Annotated in this window: 22 protein-coding genes and 1 pseudogene; 5 read left to right on the top strand and 18 right to left on the bottom strand. The window is 67.2% G+C overall.

The genetic code is table 11. From position 1 onward, the window contains the following. Nucleotides 1-3: 3 nt before the first annotated feature. The 13 genes and pseudogenes from AB0P11_RS05855 to AB0P11_RS05795 form a co-directional block, all read right to left on the bottom strand. On the bottom strand, nucleotides 4-126 hold the full coding sequence (locus AB0P11_RS05855) for a hypothetical protein (RefSeq protein ID WP_268778159.1): 123 nt from the start codon (nucleotides 124-126) through the stop codon (nucleotides 4-6). Then, a complete protein-coding gene (locus AB0P11_RS05850; protein WP_157538201.1) occupies nucleotides 113-352 on the bottom strand; it encodes a hypothetical protein in 240 nt (79 codons plus the stop codon). Before AB0P11_RS05850 ends, AB0P11_RS05855 begins: the two co-directional genes overlap by 14 nt. Nucleotides 353-455: 103 nt before the next feature. After that, nucleotides 456-1,184 (bottom strand): GAF and ANTAR domain-containing protein, encoded by a 729-nt coding sequence (locus AB0P11_RS05845; RefSeq protein WP_056278846.1) that lies wholly within the window; start codon nucleotides 1,182-1,184, stop codon nucleotides 456-458. Further along, nucleotides 1,181-1,888, bottom strand: coding sequence for a GAF and ANTAR domain-containing protein (locus AB0P11_RS05840; RefSeq protein WP_056278847.1), 708 nt, complete (start codon nucleotides 1,886-1,888; stop codon nucleotides 1,181-1,183). Before AB0P11_RS05840 ends, AB0P11_RS05845 begins: the two co-directional genes overlap by 4 nt. A 204-nt stretch (nucleotides 1,889-2,092) precedes the next feature. Beyond that, a pseudogene (locus AB0P11_RS05835) lies at nucleotides 2,093-2,595 on the bottom strand (DUF6766 family protein). Nucleotides 2,596-2,737: 142 nt separating this feature from the next. After that, nucleotides 2,738-5,116, bottom strand: coding sequence for a glycosyl hydrolase family 65 protein (locus AB0P11_RS05830; RefSeq protein WP_056278850.1), 2,379 nt, complete (start codon nucleotides 5,114-5,116; stop codon nucleotides 2,738-2,740). Nucleotides 5,117-5,216: 100 nt separating this feature from the next. Continuing rightward, on the bottom strand, nucleotides 5,217-5,351 hold the full coding sequence (locus AB0P11_RS05825; RefSeq protein ID WP_072591348.1) for a methionine/alanine import family NSS transporter small subunit: 135 nt from the start codon (nucleotides 5,349-5,351) through the stop codon (nucleotides 5,217-5,219). Beyond that, nucleotides 5,348-6,985: a sodium-dependent transporter gene (locus AB0P11_RS05820; protein WP_056279101.1), complete on the bottom strand. Its 1,638-nt coding sequence runs from the start codon at nucleotides 6,983-6,985 to the stop codon at nucleotides 5,348-5,350. Before AB0P11_RS05820 ends, AB0P11_RS05825 begins: the two co-directional genes overlap by 4 nt. A gap of 139 nt (nucleotides 6,986-7,124) precedes the next feature. Then, nucleotides 7,125-7,463: an ATP-dependent DNA ligase gene (locus AB0P11_RS05815; RefSeq protein ID WP_363520519.1), complete on the bottom strand. Its 339-nt coding sequence runs from the start codon at nucleotides 7,461-7,463 to the stop codon at nucleotides 7,125-7,127. A 186-nt stretch (nucleotides 7,464-7,649) separates the two neighbouring features. Then, nucleotides 7,650-7,868 carry a DUF2795 domain-containing protein gene (locus AB0P11_RS05810; RefSeq protein ID WP_162253854.1) on the bottom strand — a complete coding sequence of 73 codons (219 nt, stop codon included), beginning with the start codon at nucleotides 7,866-7,868 and terminating at the stop codon, nucleotides 7,650-7,652. An 83-nt stretch (nucleotides 7,869-7,951) separates the two neighbouring features. Next, nucleotides 7,952-8,245: a hypothetical protein gene (locus tag AB0P11_RS05805; protein WP_056278853.1), complete on the bottom strand. Its 294-nt coding sequence runs from the start codon at nucleotides 8,243-8,245 to the stop codon at nucleotides 7,952-7,954. Between the two features lie 70 nt (nucleotides 8,246-8,315). Further along, complete coding sequence (locus tag AB0P11_RS05800) at nucleotides 8,316-8,690, bottom strand: DCC1-like thiol-disulfide oxidoreductase family protein (protein WP_056278854.1); 375 nt, start codon at nucleotides 8,688-8,690, stop codon at nucleotides 8,316-8,318. A gap of 78 nt (nucleotides 8,691-8,768) precedes the next feature. Then, the gene (locus AB0P11_RS05795) at nucleotides 8,769-9,710 is read right to left on the bottom strand and encodes a hypothetical protein (RefSeq protein ID WP_363520514.1); all 942 of its coding nucleotides are present in this window, start codon (nucleotides 9,708-9,710) and stop codon (nucleotides 8,769-8,771) included. A gap of 262 nt (nucleotides 9,711-9,972) precedes the next feature. Here AB0P11_RS05795 and AB0P11_RS05790 point away from each other — a divergent pair, with 262 nt between their 5' ends. Genes AB0P11_RS05790 through AB0P11_RS05780 form a run of 3 tightly spaced genes read left to right on the top strand, consistent with a single transcriptional unit; the run spans nucleotide 9,973 to nucleotide 11,049 of the window. Further along, on the top strand, nucleotides 9,973-10,308 hold the full coding sequence (locus tag AB0P11_RS05790) for an ATP-dependent DNA ligase (RefSeq protein WP_320488468.1): 336 nt from the start codon (nucleotides 9,973-9,975) through the stop codon (nucleotides 10,306-10,308). 13 nt (nucleotides 10,309-10,321) lie between these two features. After that, nucleotides 10,322-10,903 (top strand): GAF domain-containing protein, encoded by a 582-nt coding sequence (locus AB0P11_RS05785; RefSeq protein WP_363520511.1) that lies wholly within the window; start codon nucleotides 10,322-10,324, stop codon nucleotides 10,901-10,903. Further along, nucleotides 10,900-11,049 carry an ANTAR domain-containing protein gene (locus AB0P11_RS05780; protein ID WP_363520508.1) on the top strand — a complete coding sequence of 50 codons (150 nt, stop codon included), beginning with the start codon at nucleotides 10,900-10,902 and terminating at the stop codon, nucleotides 11,047-11,049. Before AB0P11_RS05785 ends, AB0P11_RS05780 begins: the two co-directional genes overlap by 4 nt. Before the next feature lie 9 nt (nucleotides 11,050-11,058). On the opposite strand, the gene AB0P11_RS05775 is transcribed toward AB0P11_RS05780, so the two are convergent. Continuing rightward, a complete protein-coding gene (locus tag AB0P11_RS05775) occupies nucleotides 11,059-11,346 on the bottom strand; it encodes a hypothetical protein (RefSeq protein WP_363520505.1) in 288 nt (95 codons plus the stop codon). 118 nt (nucleotides 11,347-11,464) lie between these two features. Continuing rightward, on the bottom strand, nucleotides 11,465-12,442 hold the full coding sequence (locus tag AB0P11_RS05770; RefSeq protein WP_053096378.1) for a Dyp-type peroxidase: 978 nt from the start codon (nucleotides 12,440-12,442) through the stop codon (nucleotides 11,465-11,467). Nucleotides 12,443-12,584: 142 nt separating this feature from the next. Here AB0P11_RS05770 and AB0P11_RS05765 point away from each other — a divergent pair, with 142 nt between their 5' ends. Together AB0P11_RS05765 and AB0P11_RS05760 are read left to right on the top strand one after the other, a co-directional pair. Next, nucleotides 12,585-12,944, top strand: coding sequence for a UBP-type zinc finger domain-containing protein (locus tag AB0P11_RS05765; protein WP_363520501.1), 360 nt, complete (start codon nucleotides 12,585-12,587; stop codon nucleotides 12,942-12,944). Continuing rightward, entirely contained in the window at nucleotides 12,941-14,194 is a 1,254-nt protein-coding gene (locus tag AB0P11_RS05760) for an FAD-dependent oxidoreductase (RefSeq protein ID WP_198032314.1), read from the top strand. The genes AB0P11_RS05765 and AB0P11_RS05760 overlap by 4 nt, the downstream gene beginning before the upstream one ends. A 20-nt stretch (nucleotides 14,195-14,214) precedes the next feature. Here AB0P11_RS05760 and AB0P11_RS05755 read toward each other — a convergent pair whose 3' ends face one another. The 3 genes from AB0P11_RS05755 to AB0P11_RS05745 are packed head-to-tail and all read right to left on the bottom strand — an operon-like array spanning nucleotide 14,215 to nucleotide 17,804. Next, nucleotides 14,215-15,426, bottom strand: a complete 1,212-nt coding sequence (locus tag AB0P11_RS05755) for a cupin domain-containing protein (protein WP_363520498.1) — start codon at nucleotides 15,424-15,426, stop codon at nucleotides 14,215-14,217. After that, on the bottom strand, nucleotides 15,416-17,089 hold the full coding sequence (locus AB0P11_RS05750; protein WP_056278859.1) for an MFS transporter: 1,674 nt from the start codon (nucleotides 17,087-17,089) through the stop codon (nucleotides 15,416-15,418). Before AB0P11_RS05750 ends, AB0P11_RS05755 begins: the two co-directional genes overlap by 11 nt. Beyond that, nucleotides 17,082-17,804, bottom strand: a complete 723-nt coding sequence (locus AB0P11_RS05745) for an alpha/beta hydrolase (RefSeq protein WP_363520494.1) — start codon at nucleotides 17,802-17,804, stop codon at nucleotides 17,082-17,084. The genes AB0P11_RS05750 and AB0P11_RS05745 overlap by 8 nt, the downstream gene beginning before the upstream one ends. Nucleotides 17,805-18,028: the final 224 nt, after the last annotated feature.

The raw sequence follows: 18,028 nt of genomic DNA, 5'->3' as shown, positions 1-18,028 counted from the left end.
CGCTCAGACGGGGCCCGAGTCGAATTCGGCGTCGAACACCTCACGGACGTCGTCAGGCTCGAATGCCGTGGTCGCCGTCGGCACAAGCGCCAGAGCACGGGCCCGGATCCCCTCAGCTGCGGCCATCATCGTCCTCGATCTGCGGCGACAACTCCGCGTGCGCCACCGCGATCGGCAGCATGGCACCGAGCGTCACCCGCACACTCGACCGACCGCCCGCGGGGCCGACGACGGGGATCTCCACGACATCCGAGCGCCGCTCCTCCGCCAAGGCCTTCCAGTACTCCAGCACCGCGTCTGCGGTCGCGTCACCCGTCAGGTAGGTGCCGACCTGGGTGATGAGGGACTTCATGATCACTCCCGGAACTCTCGACGGTTGCATTTCCGCTACCGGGGCCGGGGCAGCGATTTCACGCTAGGCCCGATCGTGTGCGAGGTCGACCCCCCTTGCGCTTTCAGGATTCAGGTGATTCAAGCCTGATGTCCCGCCGCACGATGCGTTCAGCCACCTCGCTCAGACGCAGGCCGCGATCACGGGCGAAGGCGCGCATGAGCGTGAAGGCATCGGGGATCGGCACCCCCGCCGTGAACGAGACAACACCCTTGGCCTGCTCGATCATCACCCGGCTGTTCAGTGCGGTCTGCAGTTGCGACGACAGCGATTCCTGCTCTCGGAGGCTGCGCTCGTGCAGGATCCCGATCGTTGCCACATCGGCGAACGCTCGCGCCGCGGAGAGGTCTTCAGGGGGCGGCGACCCGGTATCGGATCGGAGCAGGTTGAGGGTGCCGATCGTCGTGTTCCGCAGCCGCATCGGTATCGCCTCGATCGACGCGAAGCCGTTCTCCAACGCCGCCTGGCGGAAGACCGGCCACTTCTCTGAACCGGCGGCGATGTCGGGAACCGACACCGCTGTCCCCGTCAGGAAGCACTCGATGCAGGGTCCCGCCTCTGCGGCGAGCTGGATCACCTCGACGAGCTCGGTCGCCTCGCTCGTGGATGCGACGAGTTCGAGTTCACCGGAGGGGTCGGCGAGAAGGATTCCGGCGTCGCTCGCATCCAGCAGCTCCTGGCACGCATCCACGAGTGTCTGCAGCAGATCCACGACGTCGTAGTCGTCGACCATCGTGTCGGCGAGGGTGGCGAAGAGCTCCAGCAACCGAGCTTCGCGCGTGGGCGCGGTCATGACCCCGCCTCGATGCCGCCTGACGTGCGCGAGAAGCGGAGAGTACCGTCGACTACCGCCTGCGCGACCTCCATGACGCGCTGCCCGGTCGAGAACGCCCGCGCCTGAAGCATGAGCAGCGCGTCGTCCGGACCGATGTCGAGTTGCGCGAGAACGATGCCGGTCGCCTGGTGCACGGTTCGTCGAGAGTAGATGCCCGTCTGCGCGTCGTTGTCCGCGAAGTCCGACAGCGCGTCCCTCAGCACATGCCGGCTCACCACATCCGCCATGGCGCGCGCCTGCGTGCACTCGCTCGGAGTGAGCGCCACGGGTGCTGTCGAGTAGAGGTCGACCGCCCCCATCTTGATCTCGCCGACCGACAGCGGGAAGGCGAACATCGACGCGACCTCCGCGCCGTCCTCCACAGCCGAGGCGAAGGCGGGCCACCGAGAGACGCCGCGGTGCCGGAAGTCGGGCTCGAGGACAGCGGCAGAGGTGCGCATGGCCTCCCAGCACGGGCCTTCACCGAGGTCGAACTGGAGCTCATCCAGGCGTGCCGCCACGTCGTCGGACGCGGAGATCGTCTCGCTCCCGAGCACGTCCCCCACCGTCGAGACCGCGGCACCGGTGACCGGGAACCGATCGACGAAGAAGACACTGAGGGCGTCCAGCTGACGACCGGAGCGCTCCAGATCACTCAGCGCATCGTCGAAGGACTCACTCATAGTGGTCTTCACGATACCGCCACCGGACTGGCCGCGCGATGGAGGCACCTACGAAGTCCGAGAGCTGCACAACAACCGGTCGGTGACAAGCCCCGGGCCGGTTTCACCCCGCGCGTCTAACTTCTCCTCTCATGAAGACGGCACACCGGCAGCGACGGCAGCGCGATCCGTACAACAGGCGTGAGGTCCTGGCCGGATACCTGTTCATCTCGCCGTGGATCCTGGGTGCTGCGCGTTCTGCTCGTTGGCGACGACATGGCCGGCGAGCGACTGGGCGAGCCACGAGAGCAGGAAGATCGTTCCCATCGCGAGCAGAAGCGAGTTGGAGTAGATCCACCCGCGCAGTCCGTGCACCTTCGCCCAGCGCGGGGAGTCGACATGCGCGTGCTCTCCGACGAGTTGATCGGCGTCCGACCCCACTCCCTCGTCGCCCGGCTTCTTGGATTCAGGTGATCCTCGCTGGATGACCAGATGGTCGCGAGGATGAAGAGGAAGAACTGCAGGAACTCCGACTGCCAGTTCTCCGCCACATCGACGAGGAAGTCGGAGGAGGTGATGAACTCCAGATACGGAGTGGGCGGCTGACCGTGCCGAGCCAGCTCCTGGTTGTTGTAGGCGTGTCCCGCGATCGACTGCCCGATCAGGCTGAGCGCGAAGATCGCGAGGAAGACGAGGCTGAGTCCCCCGTCTCTGACGAAGCGACGCATCTCGTTCACCTCCCCATCACAGGCAGGGCGATCATGGTCGCCAGCCCGACCACGATGAGGAGCGTCCATGACCAGAACGCGATTCGCATCGATGCGCGACCGATGGTTCGATCCGACAGGACTGTCTCCTCTCTCTGCCACCTCAGGCGCTGAACGCCTCGAGCGCCGGTCGGGGCGCTCGTCCTCGAGGCTGCCGGGGCTGCGGCCCCCGCGACTGCAGTGGTGGAATCCCTCTGGTGACGGGATGTCCGGCGTCGAGCGTCACCTGCTCGTCGTAGTGGGTGATGGTGACCGGGTCGCCTGAGGCGAGCCGATAGGTGGCCTCCGCCTGGCGGACATCGACACGCAGGATGCAGCCGTGGATGCGCACCCCGAACTCGAGCCCGTCGATCTCGGACGGAAGACGCGGGCAGAACCGCAGGCCGCTGTCGCTGTCGCGCATCCCGCCGAAGCCCGCGGTGATGGCCGTCCAGACCCCCGCGAGAGCGGCGACATGAAGCCCCTGACCGGTGTTGCCATGAAGGTCGTCGAGATCGAGAGTCGCGACCTCGGCGAGGTAGTCGAGCGCGAGATCCAGGTGACCGACCTCTGCGGCGACCACGGCCTGCGCCGCCGCCGACAGCGATGAGTCCCGCACGGTGATCGCCTCGTAATACTCGAACGCACGCTCCTTCTGCTCCGCGGTGAACGACTCATGCGAGAAGAACAGGGCGAGCACCAGGTCGGCCTGCTTCACGACCTGCTTGCGGTAGAGGTCGAAGTACGGGAAGTGGTCGTGCAGCAGGTATTCGTCCGGCGCCGTCGACTCGAAGTTCCACCGTTCGAGGTCGGTGTAGCCGGCGGACTGCGGGTGCACGCCCCGTTCGTCATCGAAGGGCACCGTCATCGCCGCGGCAGCGAGTTCCCACCTCGCGATCTCGTCGTCTACGACCTCGAGCTCCGACGCGACCTCCGGATGCCGTCGGGCAGCGGCCGCCGCCCCTCGAAGGTTCTTCTGAGCCGCCAGGTTCGTGAAGACGTTGTCGTTCGCGATGGCCGAGTACTCGTCCGGCCCCGTGACGCCGTCGATGTGGAAGCCGCCGTGCGGGTCCCACCGACCGAGCGAGGCCCAGAGGCGAGCGGTCTCGACCAGGATCTCGAGGCCGGCCTCCCGTTCGAAGTCGGCATCGCCCGTCGCCCGCACGTAGTGCAGAACCGCTCCGGCCACATCGGCGTTGATGTGGAACGCGGCCGTGCTGGCAGGCCAGTACCCCGACGACTCTCTGCCGTCGATGGTTCGCCACGGCAACGCGGCACCCTGCAGATGCAGTTGCGCCGCCCTGTCACGAGCGCGGTCGAGCACGGAATGTCGCCATCGCAGCGCCTGCTCGGCGGCGTGCGGGAGGGTCGAGGTGAGGACGGGGAGCACGAACGCCTCGAAGTCCCAGAAGGTGTGCCCCTCGTATCCGGAGCCGGTCAGCCCCTTGCCCGGAACGGATCGCAATTCCATGCGGGTGGAGGCCTGGAACACCTGGAAGAGCGCGAAGCGCACGGCCTGCTGCAGCCGTGCCGGTCCGTCGACCCGCACGTCGGCGCACTCCCAGAAGTCGTCCAGCCGTGCTCGTTGATCGGCGACCAGTGCGTCCCATCCGGCCCGCAGCGCGTCGCCGACCGCCGTCTCGGCCCGGTCCCGCAGGGCGGCGGTCGAGAGGTCGGACGAGAACTCATGACCGACGAGCTTGACGATCTCGAGCGTCTCTCCGGCAGCCAGGGATGCGCGCACCGTGGTACGCGCACGGTCGCCCGTCGCATCGACATCCGTCTCGACGCTCGGCTCGTTCCGGGGAGAACCGCTCACGCGATGGTCCATCGCGACAGCGGTCGTGAGCCCGCTCTTCCTCGTGCGGTGCACGAGGGTGGCGGCACCCGCGCCGGCGGCCGAGGCCACCCCCTCGAGCGGCTCGCTCAGCAGCTCCTGCACCCGGGGGTCGTCGTGCGTGATCGGCAGCGGCTCGTTCGCCAGCAGTTCGGAGATGACGGTGACGTCCGCCGGACCGCCGAGCGCCTGCACACGGTAGTGCACCGCTGCGACGGAGCGGTGCGCGAAGGAGACGATCCTCGTCGACCGGATCCGCACCCGCTGGCCGGTCGGACTGGTCCACTCGACCTCGCGTTCGAGAGTTCCCGCGCGGAAGTCGAGTCGACGGGTGTGCGACGTGAGCGATCCACGACGGACATCGAACGGCTCGTCCCCGACGATCAGCCGGATGAGCTGGCCGTTGGCCGCGTTGATCACGCTCTGCCCGCACTCGGGGTAGCCGTATCCCTCTTCGGCATACGGCATCGGGTGCTCTTCGAAGAGGCCGTTCAGATAGCTTCCCGCGACGCCGCGCGGGTCGCCTTCGTCGAGGTTCCCCCGCCAGCCCACATGACCGTTCGAGAGGCCGAAGACGGACTCCTCATGGGCGAGGTTCTCGACGTCGATGCCGTCGGCACCGATGCTCCACTCGTCGATATCGAATCTCGGCCGCGTCCTGCTCATGGGCTCCTCTTCCGTCGACAGTGCTTCTGGAAGAGAAAGTAGTCAGGATCGAGGAACGTGGGGAGCGGGTTGATTCCCGCTCCCCGTGCAGGTAAGACGGTCAGAGCTCGACGGGCGGCGCCGGCTCCGAATCCGCTGCCTCGGGGTGACGAGCGAGGTTCACGACGGCGGCGATGAGGCCGCCCCAGATCGTGACCATCGCGATGATCATCATGACGACCGCTGTCGTGGTCATGCGCCCGCTCCCTTCTCCGTCGCGTGCGGTTCCGAGGTCGCGATCAGCGGGATCGACGAGGTCTCGGCATCCGGTTCGTAGTCTTCCTCGGTGAGGAACTCGTCGTACTCGGGATCATCCTTGGCGTGGGAGCGGCCGCTCCATGGCAGCGCCGAGAGCAGCAGTGCGATCACGACGAGCGCGATGACCATGCCCCATCCGAAGACGGCGAGGAACCATCCCGGATAGCCGCCGTACGGCTCGGAGATCTTCGAGATCAGCTCGGTGACGAGCAGGTACCCGAGCACGAGGGGCGCGAGCGCGCCGACGAGCAGCATCCACACTCGCCCGACCCGGAAGCTCGACCGACGATCGAGGTGGTCGACGAGTGCCGGCAGCTTGTGCAGCAGCCATGCGACCACGATCACCGCGACCAGTGCGACGGCCATGATGCCGAAGGCATTGACGAAGGCGTCAGCGGTATCGAGCACGGACAGCGCGGTGGTCGTCGAGAACAGTGCCAACGAGACGATCGCGAGCGGGATGGACACCGTGAGCGTCGTGCGGATGCGCGCCCAGCCCAGCTTGTCCTGCAGCGCCGCGACGATCACCTCGAGGATCGAGATGAGCGAGGTCACCCCCGCGAAGACCAGCGCTCCGAAGAAGAGGACGCCGATGATCGAGCCGCCTGCCGCCTGAGAGACGATCGTGGGGAAGGCGATGAAGGCCAGGCCGATTCCCGACGACGCGACACCGGCCACCTCGGTCCCCTGTGCCTGCGCCATGAAGCCGAGGGCCGCGAACACGCCGATTCCCGCGAGGATCTCGAAGCCGGAGTTCGCGAACGCCACGACCAGACCGGAACCGGTGAGGTCGGTCTTGCGCTTCAGGTACGACGAGTAGGTCACCATGATGCCGAAGGCCACCGACAGCGAGAAGAAGATGTGGCCGTAGGCCGATGCCCAGACGGCCGGGTCGCCGAGCGCTTCCCAGTTGGGGGTGAAGAAGGCGTTCAGCCCGTCCATGGCTCCCGGCAGGAACAGCGACTGCACCACGAGGATCGCGAACATCACCGTGAGCAGAGGCATCAGGATCATGTTCGCCCGGCCGATCCCGCGCTTCACACCCAGCGCCATGATGACGATGACGATCAGCCAGACCGCCACGAGCGGGAGGCCGACCTGCGGCACGAAGTCCGTCGAGATGCCCACCTCGGCGACATCGGCCGAGCGGAGGAAGTCGATGAAGAAGAAGTCGTTCTCGTTGCCCGGCCCCCAGGTCAGCTGCGCCGAGAACCAGGTGTACATCGCAGCCCACGCGATGATCACCGCGTAGTAGACCGCGATCACCACGCAGATGAGCACCTGCCACCAGCCGAGCGGCTCGGCCCTGCGGTGCATCCGTCGGAAGGCCAACGGCGCGGAGCCGCGGAACCGGTGGCCGATCGAGTAGTCGAAGAAGAGGAGCGGGATTCCGGCAGTGAGAAGCGCACACAGATACGGGATGAGGAACGCCCCGCCTCCGCCTTCGTACGCCACGTAGGGGAATCTCCAGATGTTCCCCAGCCCGACGGCAGAGCCGATCGCAGAGAGGATGAAGACGTTGCGCGAGCCGAAGGCCTCGCGTTTCGGGGTCTGCGTCGTTGCGGTGGCCATGCGCATGAGGTTACCGGAGTCAGCGTGACGAGACGTGGCGATTCTCGTGCCGATCTCTCCGCTCTCGGATCGTCATCAGGATGCGGCGCCGCCCGTAAGCACGCCCCGTTTTCACACCGAGGATCGCGGCAGCTGGCGGCTACAGGTCGGCGGGCACTCCGAGCTTCTCCCCCGATGACAGCTCATCCGGCTCTGCGACCAGGTACAGCCCGGTCGGGGCATTCGCGGTGAATGCGAGCGCATCGACCCACCGCCGGTTGATCGATGGCTGCCTGCTGCCGAGGAACCGATAGACCAGCGCACTCCCCGGGTGCAGCCAGACGGTGGTGCGGCCTCCCCCGATGCTCTGATCCTCGCGCGAGCTGAAGTTGAAGGGCTCGGCTCGTCGGAGCTTCGCGGTGATAACGAGCTGCAGGTGACTGAGCGCGCGATCCTCGATCTCGATCCTGATCGAGCCCTCATAGATGAATCTGCCCATCATGCACCTCCCTGCGGCGCGTGCATGGTGAGTCGCGACGGCGACGATGTATCGGATTCGTGCGGCCACGTGAGCGTCAGTGGCGCGCCGGTGAGGTCGGACATGGTGCCAGGTTAGGAAGACAGCGGGCGCTATCGCAGGGTATTGACAAGTTCGCCCTCACCCTGCGCGGTGCCCGCGGGTCAGTCAGGCGCCATCGAGCGTCTTCAGCACCTCGGCGACTCCGTGATAGTCGCGGGCGGACAGCTCGTGGATGGCGTCGATGGTCGCGACCTCGAGATGATCGACGACGGCGATCCGCAGCAGATCGTCCTTGGTCGCGGGGTAGTCGATGCTCCGGAGGGTCCGTGCGAGTCTCATGTCGGAGGAGGGGTGGGCGGCAAGCGCATGGGGCGATGGGTTCATGCGGTTCATTCTTCGGACCGCGCGGCCCGAACTTCGCCTCTCTTGACAGCCGACGGGATCCCGATGTAAGTGGTGTGAGCGGCCTACATATCCTCGATCAACAGTTCTCCGTGAGCGTTGAGGCTGTTCATCATCCGTGACACGCGCTCGGCATCCACGTGAATCGGCTCGACGCTGTCGAACGCCAGGACGAGCGGAATGCTCGGATGAATCCATGCGGTCAGTCGGCCGTCGCGGGAATCGTCTCCCGGGATCCAGGACATCATGAAGCTCTCCTGCCGCCTGAGCTTCGTGCCGACGACGATCTTCATGTGCGCGAGCGTCACATCGTCGATGACGATCGGGTCGAGTGTGCTGTCATACCTGAGGCGTCCCATCCGGCGATGCTAGGTGAGCGCCCGCCCGGGTGAAGGGGCGTTGACAACCGGAGGATCGTCGGGTGCTGTCTCAGGCCCGCGGAAGCGCACAGGCGGCCGTGCCGCCGGGAAGACGGTGTCGGAAGCGCGCGATCAGCGAATAGCCCAGCGCAGCGACCCAGGAGAACGGGGGCGTGACGAGGAGCACGCCGGCGAAGCGCAGCAGCCGGGATCGCTGCATGCGGAGCAATCCTGCGAAGGCAGCATGTCCGCGCATCCGACGCGCGCCGACCAGCAGCCACGCGTAGCGGGTGACATCCGCGGAACTCAGTCCGATTTCATCGAGGTCGAGCCATTGCCACGGCTGAGCCTCGGGAAACCTGCCGAGCCAGCGTTCGAGTCGTTGCACCCACGTGGTGCAGAACGCGCAATCGCCGTCATAGACGAGAAGTGGCCGGGCGTGCATGGAATCGACCCTACGCCTCACCGGAGAGCAGTCGCCCACCACATCATCCTTTCGATGACAAGCCCCTGGTCGCCCACGTCACCGGTGGCGGAGCCTGTAGGCATGAGCCACCCAGACGACATCAAGCAACCGCTCGACCATCTGCCTCCTCTCGACGAGCGAGACAAGGCCGTCGAGATCGACGAGCCGCACTATCCGACGTCCGAAGCGGGGCCGACCGGACCCGCACACGTGTCTCCCGATACCGCCGCGGAGCCCGACAAGCCGAACCGGCACGGCGTGGACAAGCTTCCGCCGACCGCACGCTGATCGGTCATCGACGGTCGGACCCGTCGGATTCGCGGTGCCCCGATTCTGCATCGGCATGCTCGCGGATGCGGCGGGCCTCGTCGATGTCCTGCCGCTCCTTCTCTGCGGCCTTGTCGCTCTTGCGTGTGTCCCTCGGAGGAAGGCGGATCTCCCGCTCTGCGGCGATGCCCGCCTGCAGTTGGCGACCTCGCTCGAGTTCGAGGCCAGCGCTCGGGTGAGCCTGCCGACAGCGACGCCGACGATCGCCGCCCCGAGGATGAAGGTTCCGGGCTTGCGTCTCGCATACCGCTTCACCTCCGTGAGCACGGAGGCCGGATCCCGGTCCCCGAGCCAGCTCGCCGCGCCCGACAGTCGCCCGGCGACCTGCTGCACCAGATCGCTCGCGACACCGCTGCCCTCCGAGTTCGCAGCCATCGAACCGAGTTCGTCGCTGACCGACCGAAGCCCACCGGCGAGGCGCTGCTGCTGCGTGTGCGCCTGCTCCTTCAGCTCACGGGTGGTCTGCGCGTACAGGTCCTTCGCCTGCGTCTTGGCCTCGCCGACGACGCTCGCCGCCTCTTCCTTGGCGGTGCCCATCAGGTCCTTCGCCTGAGCGCCGGCCGTGTCGGCAAGACCGGCCGCCTCGTTCTTGGCAGCCTCCGCCTTCCCTGAATCCTGCTCGTGATGCGCGTCCGAGCCGCTCAGGCTCGTCGTGCCATAAGTGTCCGACATCAGTGCTCCTTCGTGCGGGGTCGTCTCGGATCGAACGACTTCGTCGACCGATCCTCTGGATTGGTGAGCACTGGTCTAACGGGGTGAGAAAGCCGTTCCAGCACCCTTGCCGAAATCGAGGTCTCGGGTGTAAAAGGCGTCCGACCGAGACGCCTGCGAACGGCGCAGGAACACTCTCGATCGGTCTGCAAGGGCCTTGCGGGGGGCACCCCACCCCTGTAGGTCTGGGCACAGAAGGAGATCTACGAAGGGACGTCCCATCATGGGCAAGTTCGTCTACGAGGGAAATCAGAAGGTGGAGATCGACGACCGCGCGCTCCATCATCTGCAGGTCGTGATGACGACGAAGCTGCGCCGCGGCGAGCCGTTCCTCTTCACCTGGAGGGAGGACGCCAGCATCGGCGGCGGTCGGAGCTCGGTCTGGATGCACCCCGGCTGCAACCTCGTCTTCAAGTACAGCGGGGGCAAAGTCCCCGAGCTCAATCGGCACTGGATCGAGGCGCTCGCATTCACCGCGAATGCGCCGTCCGGACTGTATCTGGTTCACGAACCCGAGAACGTGGGCGCAGAGCAGGGCCATGCCGTGGGCGTGAGTTGAGGATCGCATCCGAATGCCGTTCGAGGTGATCCGCGACCCGCACTCGCCGAACGACCTGACCGCTGTCTTCCGCCGCCTGGCTGACGCTCTGGATCCGGACTATGACGTCATCGACACCGTGGACCTTCTCGTCGAGGCCGCGACGCACTTCACCCCTGCGGTCGACGCCGGCATCGTCCTGGCCGATGCCGGAGGACAACTCCACGTGCTGGGCTCGACGAGTGAGCGCGCGAGCGATGTGGAGGAGGCAGAGCTCGGCATCGAGCAGGGCCCCTGCCTCGACAGCTTCCGGTCCGGGCGCGTGGTGGAGACACCCGATCTGCGGGCGAGCGCCGATCGCTGGCCCGAGTTCGCTCCTCTCGCGGTGCGACGCGGCCTTCGCGCTGGCTACGCGGTGCCGCTCTCGCTTCGCGATCGGCATCTCGGTGCGCTGAACCTCTTCTTCGACAGGGTCGGCGTGCTCACCGACCAGGATGCGGCCGTCGCTCAGGCACTCGGCGAGTTCGCCACGATCGGTCTGTGCAGCATCGCACGCTCCGCGCGCACGCCGACCGCACCGCGCAGCTTCAGCACGCGCTCGACAGCAGGATCGTGATCGAGCAGGCGAAGGGCGCGCTGTCGTTTCAGCGCAGCGTCTCCATCGACGATGCCTTCACCATCCTTCGACGACACGCGCGCTCTGTCGGTGGGCGACTGCACGATGTCGCGCAGCAGATCGTCGACCGCCGCCTCACCCTGTGAGCGAGTCGGTCACCGCCCTCCGCCTGCGCGTTCCGATTCCCCGCCTTCGGTGGGATCGATGATCTCCGCAGTCAGGCAGACGCCGCCCGTGCTGCTGAGTGTCTGAGAGAGCTCCTCGATCCACCGACGGTTCAGCGTCGGCGCCTCCGTCTCGTCGAACACGAAGCGTAGCGGGATCGATGGATGCAGCCAGATGGTCGATCGACCGGGGGCCTCGCCGTCCTTGTGGATCCACGACAGGGTGAAGCTCTCGTTGCGGCGCAACTTCGTCGTGACGACGATCTTGAGGTGAGCCAACGCTCGGTCCTCGATGAGGATCGGCGGCTGAGCGGCTCCGTAGAAGAGTCTTCCCTCATATCAACGCTACGCGCGTGCGGCGCGAGATGGGAGGTGACTCTTGTCCGCTCGTCTGCCCTCAGATGCGCTGCACGGGCATCGGCTCGTCGGCGAGCCCGCTGAGGAAGTCCGCGGACGGCGCGAAGAAGGTGCTGCCGGTCGTGGCGCGGGAGAAGTCCAGGAGTCGGTCGTAGGCGCCGGGCGGGTCACCGATGAACATGTTCTCGAGCATCTTCTCGATGACCCACAGGTAGCGCGAGTATCCGATGAAGTAGGTGCCGAAGGACGACGAGCCCGGGCTGCCGAAAGGCATGTTGTCACGAAGGATGTCGTGCTCGACACCGTCGACCACGATCGTGGCGAGGGTCTTGTGGGACTTCTGCCCGACGGCCGCATCGTCGAGCTCGACATTGTCGGCCTTCTTGCGGCCGATCACGGCCTCCTGCTGCTCGGTCGTCAGCGCCTGCCACTGACCGAGGTCGTGCAGATATCGCTGGACGACGACGTAGCTGCCCCCGACGTGATCACCGTCCTCTGCGCCCACCAGCGTCGACTCGGCGACGGCGTTCCCCACCGGGTTCGCGGTCCCGTCGACGAAGCCGAGCAGGTCGCGCACGTCGAAATACCGGAATCCCGAGGTCTCGTCGACCACGGTCACGGCGTCGCCCAGCACGTCGAGCAACTGGCGCTCGAACTCGAACACGAGATCCTGGCGGTTCGCACGGATATGGAAGAGGAGATCCCCGGGCGTGCCCGGCGCGGTGTGCACCGGGCCGACGACCGGTGCGAAGGGGTGCAGCTCCGCCGGAACCCGGCGCGCGGTGAGGCGCGGCCACGCCGCGGCTCCGATGCCGACCGTGCACGACAGCATCGCGTCGAGATCACGGAATCCGACGTTCTTCACGAGGTCGTCGATACCGGCGATCGCGTCGCGCGCGGTCGACGCGGCATCCGCTCCGTCAGCGATCTGCAACACGAGGAACGTCGCGCTGGACGTCAGCGGCGCATCGACCTTCTGCGATTCGATCGGGACCCGGCGGGAGGAAGAGGTGCTCACCTCCCCGAACCTAGAGGATGTCGACGAGCACGGCTTCGACGGGTGTCGAAGGAACATGAGGACTCCCGCGGGCACCCTTGAGTACGACACGGAATCCCGACATCATGACCCCGACGGCATACCGACGACAGGAGATGCACCCATGAGCGACGTCAGCGACTTCATCCGGGCGGACGTTCCCCCCTCCGGCCCGGGGTGTCTGGACTGCGAGGCGATCGGCTCGTGGTGGCTACATCTGCGCCGGTGCGCCTACTGCGGGCACATCGGATGCTGCGACGACTCCTTGCACAAGCATGCGACGAACCACGCGCACACGAGCGGCCATCGAGTGATCCAGAGCTTCGAGCCCGGTGAGGACTGGTTCTGGGACTTCGGCACCGAGAGACCCTTCGACGGTCCCGTCCTCGCTCCCCCGCACAGCCATCCGCGGTCGCAGACCACCCCCGGCCCGGCTGAGCGCGTGCCTGCGGACTGGCAGGAGCAGCTCGCAGGCGACGCGTGACCGAGGCACCCGACCAGCGGTCGCCCCTGCGTCTCATCGCCGACGCCGACGGGCCGCAGGCTTTCGCGTTGCGCGACTATCTGACCCGCAGCGAGGTTCCGTTCCTGCCGATCATGGTTCCCCGAGGTGCCGCCGCGGCGGCAGGAATCGACCTGACCGGCAGGCGGCTACCGCTGGTCGTCCTTCCCGAAGGCGCCGTGTTGGAGGACCCGAATCCCGAGCAGGTCGCTGCGGCTCTCGGCTGGGTGAAGCCTCCGGCGCAGTCGACGTACGACCTCATCATCTACGGAGCAGGACCCGCCGGACTCTCGGCCGCCGTCTACGCGGCATCCGAGGGTCTCAGCGTCGCCGTCGTAGAGCGCGACGCCGTCGGCGGGCAGGCCGGTTTCAGCAGCCTCATCGAGAACTACCTCGGTTTCCCCGGGGGGATCTCCGGGGCGGAGCTCGCCGAGCGCGCCCGCCGGCAGGCGCTCTCCTTCGGCGCCGAACTCATCGTCATGAGGTACGGCATCGCCCGCACGTTCAGGGACCACGACGTGCGGGCTCGGCTCGCCGACGGGTCGGAGATCCATGCACGCGCGGCGCTCTGCGCCACCGGCGTGCAGTGGCGCAGACTCGGCCTCGACGGCGAGCAGGGCTTCCGCGGTGCCGGCATCTACTACGGCGCGGGCACCAGCGAAGCCTCCGCCTGCATCGGTCAGCACGTGTACGTCGTCGGCGGCGCCAACTCCGCAGGACAGGCGGCCATGAACCTCGCGGCCCACGCGGCGCACGTCACTGTCGTCGTCCGCGGCCCCTCGCTCTCGTCGACCATGTCGGCCTATCTGCTCGACCGGCTCGCCGCGCAGAGCAACGTCACCATCCTCGTCCACTCCCGCGTCGTCGCGGTCGACGGAGACGAGCATCTGCGAGAGATCACCCTCGACCAGGCTGGCAGGACCACACGCGTGCCCGCGACCCACCTGTTCGTCTGCATCGGCGGGGCTCCCAACACCGAGTGGGCGGCGACGACGGATGTGCAGCTCGACAGTCGCGGGTTCCTGCTCACCGGCGTGGACCTCTCCTCCGACGACCTGCAGAAGTGGCCGCTGGATCGCTCGCCCTACTACCTCGAGACATCCGTGCCCGGGATCTTCGCGGCCGGCGACGTCCGTGCGAACTCCGTCAAGCGCGTCGCATCCGCCGTCGGCGAGGGCGCGATGGCCGTCACCCTCATCCACCGATACCTCGCCGAAGGCGCTCAACGCTGATCGCGCTCGGAGGGCGCTGATCAGCGCAGTGGTGTGATGCCCTGTGCTCCGCGGGGGAACGTCGCCAGCACCGCGGGGTCGATGTTCAGATGGGCGGAGACGAGCTGCGGGGGCACGTGGGAGAGCCAGTTCGCGAGCGAGATCTCCTCGTACTTGTCGGTGCGGAACACCTCGAGGAACTGCAGCACGTCGTCACCGGTGTTCTCGATGTAATGGCCGAGATTCTTCCTGACCACGCCCACGTCGCCGGCGCGGAAGTCGGTCGTGTTCGCGTGCGGGCCGGTGTTGAAGACGGTCATGCGTGCGGAGCCGCGCAGGTAGTACTGCCATTCGTCGGCGTTCGGGTGCCAATGCAGTTCGCGCATCGACCCCGGCTCCACGGTCACCAGCGCGGCGGCGACCGTGTTCGAGTATGCGTAGTTGGTCGAGTCGGCGATCTGGATGGATCCGCCGGTGTTCTCATACAGCGGCTTCGACCGTGACAGCCGGAAGATGACCGGCTCCATGCCCCACTCGACGCCGGCGGCGGCCTGGTCGATGTCGAGCGCGGGTGGTTCTTCGCCGGGGAAGATCCAGAGGTTGTGCAGCGGGATGTCGGAGAAGACCGACTGCGCGACGCCGAAGTTCTTCGCGAGGACCTCGGGCGGGGTGTGTGCGAACCAGTCGGTCAGCAGCAGTGTGTTCGACTCGGACTGGTCGCCGTCATCGAACGCCAGCACGAACTCCGCCCCGTCCGGCCCGAGACCCTGCAGGGAGTGCGGGGTGCCCGCCGGGAAGAACCACAGGTCGCCCTCTTCGACATCCTCCACCGCGGGCAGACCCGACCGGCTGAGAGTCGTCACGCGCGCCTTGCCGCGGGTCATGACCGCCCATTCGGCGGTCTGGTGCCAGTGCAGTTCGCGGATGCCGCCGGGCTCGAGGTACATGTTGACCCCGGCGATCTCGTCGGAGATGTGGAAGTCCTGCTTCGTGAGCTCCCGCGCCCAGCCGCCGCGCTGCACCCGGCGGGGTGAGATGTTGAACGAGGACCAGAAGAACGGCTGCGTGCTGATGTCCGTCGCCGGCGCGTGCATCTGGTTCGGGAACTGCGACTCGATGACCTCGTTCTGCGGACCGGTCATCGTGTTGCTCTGCGGGCGGTCGGCGATGTTCACCTCCCCCTCCTGCGGCAGATCGGGGTCGCCCAGCGACGGGATCTCGGGGTGAGTGGTGGGGTTGTCGTCACGTTCCATGCGGGATGCTCCGTCTCTTGTCGCGGGTGCGGCGCTTCTCGACGCCGCGGTGGTGAGGCAGGGGGATGGCGAGCAGGTGCGTCACCTCGAGCTCCTGGGTGCTCATCGCGCGCGCACGGGCGATCTGCTGGGCGTCGAACTCGGTGGTGCGACCTTCGTGTTGACTCACGTGCTCGCGCCACGAGCCGACGGAGTACGCCTCGATGACCGACCCCGGGTCGTCGGCGTCGACGTACACCTGCCACCCCCGCGCCCCCGTCCGCAGACGGGTCTGCTGCACGCCGGTCATCGTGTCGAGGAACTCCTGTCTCCGCTCGACCGGAATGCGATACCGGATGACCACCAGAACGGGCGCGTCGTCAGCACCGTCCGGGCGGGGCCGGTCCTCGACCCCCGGCACCTCCACGATGCCGCGGCCGATGCCGCTCGTCGCCGGCATGGGCCACACGAGCAGGGAGAGTCCGCCCAGGCCGCAGAGGATCCCGGCCCCGATGACCACGAGCCCGGGATCCCACACGGACGCGAGCACGCCCGCGCCCGCAGACCCGGCGGCCGTGCAGCCGAAGAGGACGAGCTGGTAGAACGACAGGCCGCGCGTACGCACCCAGACGGGCAGGAACGCCTGCACCGTGCCGTTGATGGTCGCGATCACCCCGATCCAGGCGAGACCGGTCGCCACGAGCGCCGGAAAGGTGATCCACAGGGTCGGCGAGGTCACGAGGACCACGAGTCCCGCCCCGAAGACCACGGACGAGGTCAGCACCACACCGTTGACCGCTGCGACGCGCCGCGCCCACGGAAGCACGAACGCACCGACGATCGATCCTGCTCCCAGCGCTGCCAGCAGAAGGCCGTAGCCACTCGCAGAGAACCCGAGCGAGTTCTTGGCGATGGTCGGCAGCAGCGCCCAGAGCGCGTTCGCCGGTATCAGGAAGACGGCGAGCCGCAGCAGGATGCGGCGGACGATCCGCGAGTGGCGGATGTAGCGGATGCCGGCCCGCGTCGCATCGACGAAGGGCTCGGGCCGAGCCACCGGCGGACTGTAGGTCTTCCAGAAGAGCAGCACGCCCAGGAACACCAGGAAGGAGAGCGCATTGAGCAGGAAGACCGCCGCGACGCCGAACTGGGCGACCACGAGGCCGGCGATCGCCGGTCCCACCGCGCGGGCGATGTTCACGCCGATCGAGGAGAGGCTCGCCGCATCGATCAGGAGCTTCGGTGGCACGATGTCCGGCACGAGTGCCTGGAATGCCGGCAGCTGGATGGCCGAGACCGTCCCCAGCACGAACGTCGACGCCAGCAGGATGGTCGTGGTCGTCTGGCCGACCGCGGTCAGATACGTGAGACCCAGCACGACGGCGAGTTGGACCGTCTGCGACCAGAGAAGGACGCGCCGACGGTTGAGGAACTCGCCGATGACGCCGGCCGGGATCGCGAACAGGAGCACGGGCGCTGCCGATGCCGTCTGCACGAGCGCGACGAGCAGCGGCGAGCTGTCGTCCTGCACCAGGAGCCATTGAGCGCCGACGGTCTGCATCCAGCTGCCGATGTTGCTGACGATCGATGCCAGCCACACCAGGCGGAAGATCGGGACGGCGAGCGGCGCGAACCCCGCCGTCCAACCGGGGCGGGGGTCGACAGCATTCCCCTGCTGCTCAGCCACGGGTCTCGATCTCGTCGAGGATGCTGTCGATGAACCGCACGATCTCCGCGGCGTGCGTCTGCGTGACCAGGTGCGGTGCGTCCAGCTCCCTCACCGCTCGACATCCCGCTCGCCGATATCCGAAGCGCTGGAGGTGCGGGCTGATGAGACGGTCGTGAGTCGCCACGACGCCCCAGCTCGGCGTCACGCTCCAGCCCGCGCCGGACGCCCGCTCGGCGAACACGGAGTCGGAGATCGGGCGCTGTGAGACCGCGAGGACTCCCGATTCGTCGGCGGGAAGGCCCTGCGCGAGAAGGCGCGCGAACTGCTCGGGTGCGACGGTCAGCTCCGTTCGCCGTGCGCCGTCTTCACCCGGGAACACGGTGGCCACGAGATGCGCGGATGCCTCTGCCGGCGCGAAGAGGTCTCGCATCTCGGCGATGCTCTCGCCCCGTTCCAGCGCATAGCCCGCGATGAAGAGCAGCCCTGAGACGTTCGCCGCCTCGCCGACGACCGTGATGACGGCCGCGCCATACCCGTGTCCGACGAGCAGCACCTCTCCGTCGACGTGCTCGACGATCGTGCGGATGTAGTCGCAGTCGCCGCGGAAGCTGCGGCCGGTCACCGGAGGAGCGAGCACCCGGTGTCCGCCGTCTAGCAGGCGGAGCACGACCGGCCACCAACCGGATGCGTCGAGGAAGGCTCCGTGCACGAGGACGACCGTGCTGCTGCTCATCATCGTGTCACCTCGTGTCCCTTCGTCCGCTGAATACGAATCTATGAACCGTCAGACTCACGACCATGCGACAGGAGTCGAAGACGGTCGTTCCTCACTTCTGCCTGCTTTCCGCCTGGTGCGGCTGCTCGGAAGACGCTTCTATGGGGCGTACTCGAGTTCGGTGGATGTGACGTCCGCATCCATCGACGCAGAGCGACACGGTGAGCCCATCCCCCGCACAG

Source organism: Microbacterium sp. NPDC079176 (genome assembly GCF_040686675.1).
Lineage (GTDB): Bacteria > Actinomycetota > Actinomycetes > Actinomycetales > Microbacteriaceae > Microbacterium.
Note: the sequence above shows the minus strand (reverse complement) of the source record. Positions and strands in the feature narration are given on the sequence as shown.

Bases quoted from the DNA above. Each gene is read 5' to 3' on its own strand.
- AB0P11_RS05855 (WP_268778159.1), bottom strand. From the start codon at position 126: ATGGCCGCAGCTGAGGGGATCCGGGCCCGTGCTCTGGCGCTTGTGCCG.
- AB0P11_RS05850 (WP_157538201.1), bottom strand. From the start codon at position 352: ATGAAGTCCCTCATCACCCAGGTCGGCACCTACCTGACGGGTGACGCG.
- AB0P11_RS05845 (WP_056278846.1), bottom strand. From the start codon at position 1,184: ATGACCGCGCCCACGCGCGAAGCTCGGTTGCTGGAGCTCTTCGCCACC.
- AB0P11_RS05840 (WP_056278847.1), bottom strand. From the start codon at position 1,888: ATGAGTGAGTCCTTCGACGATGCGCTGAGTGATCTGGAGCGCTCCGGT.
- AB0P11_RS05830 (WP_056278850.1), bottom strand. From the start codon at position 5,116: ATGAGCAGGACGCGGCCGAGATTCGATATCGACGAGTGGAGCATCGGT.
- AB0P11_RS05825 (WP_072591348.1), bottom strand. From the start codon at position 5,351: ATGACCACGACAGCGGTCGTCATGATGATCATCGCGATGGTCACGATC.
- AB0P11_RS05820 (WP_056279101.1), bottom strand. From the start codon at position 6,985: ATGGCCACCGCAACGACGCAGACCCCGAAACGCGAGGCCTTCGGCTCG.
- AB0P11_RS05815 (WP_363520519.1), bottom strand. From the start codon at position 7,463: ATGGGCAGATTCATCTATGAGGGCTCGATCAGGATCGAGATCGAGGAT.
- AB0P11_RS05810 (WP_162253854.1), bottom strand. From the start codon at position 7,868: ATGAACCCATCGCCCCATGCGCTTGCCGCCCACCCCTCCTCCGACATG.
- AB0P11_RS05805 (WP_056278853.1), bottom strand. From the start codon at position 8,245: ATGGGACGCCTCAGGTATGACAGCACACTCGACCCGATCGTCATCGAC.
- AB0P11_RS05800 (WP_056278854.1), bottom strand. From the start codon at position 8,690: ATGCACGCCCGGCCACTTCTCGTCTATGACGGCGATTGCGCGTTCTGC.
- AB0P11_RS05795 (WP_363520514.1), bottom strand. From the start codon at position 9,710: ATGTCGGACACTTATGGCACGACGAGCCTGAGCGGCTCGGACGCGCAT.
- AB0P11_RS05790 (WP_320488468.1), top strand. From the start codon at position 9,973: ATGGGCAAGTTCGTCTACGAGGGAAATCAGAAGGTGGAGATCGACGAC.
- AB0P11_RS05785 (WP_363520511.1), top strand. From the start codon at position 10,322: ATGCCGTTCGAGGTGATCCGCGACCCGCACTCGCCGAACGACCTGACC.
- AB0P11_RS05765 (WP_363520501.1), top strand. From the start codon at position 12,585: ATGAGCGACGTCAGCGACTTCATCCGGGCGGACGTTCCCCCCTCCGGC.
- AB0P11_RS05755 (WP_363520498.1), bottom strand. From the start codon at position 15,426: ATGGAACGTGACGACAACCCCACCACTCACCCCGAGATCCCGTCGCTG.
- AB0P11_RS05745 (WP_363520494.1), bottom strand. From the start codon at position 17,804: ATGAGCAGCAGCACGGTCGTCCTCGTGCACGGAGCCTTCCTCGACGCA.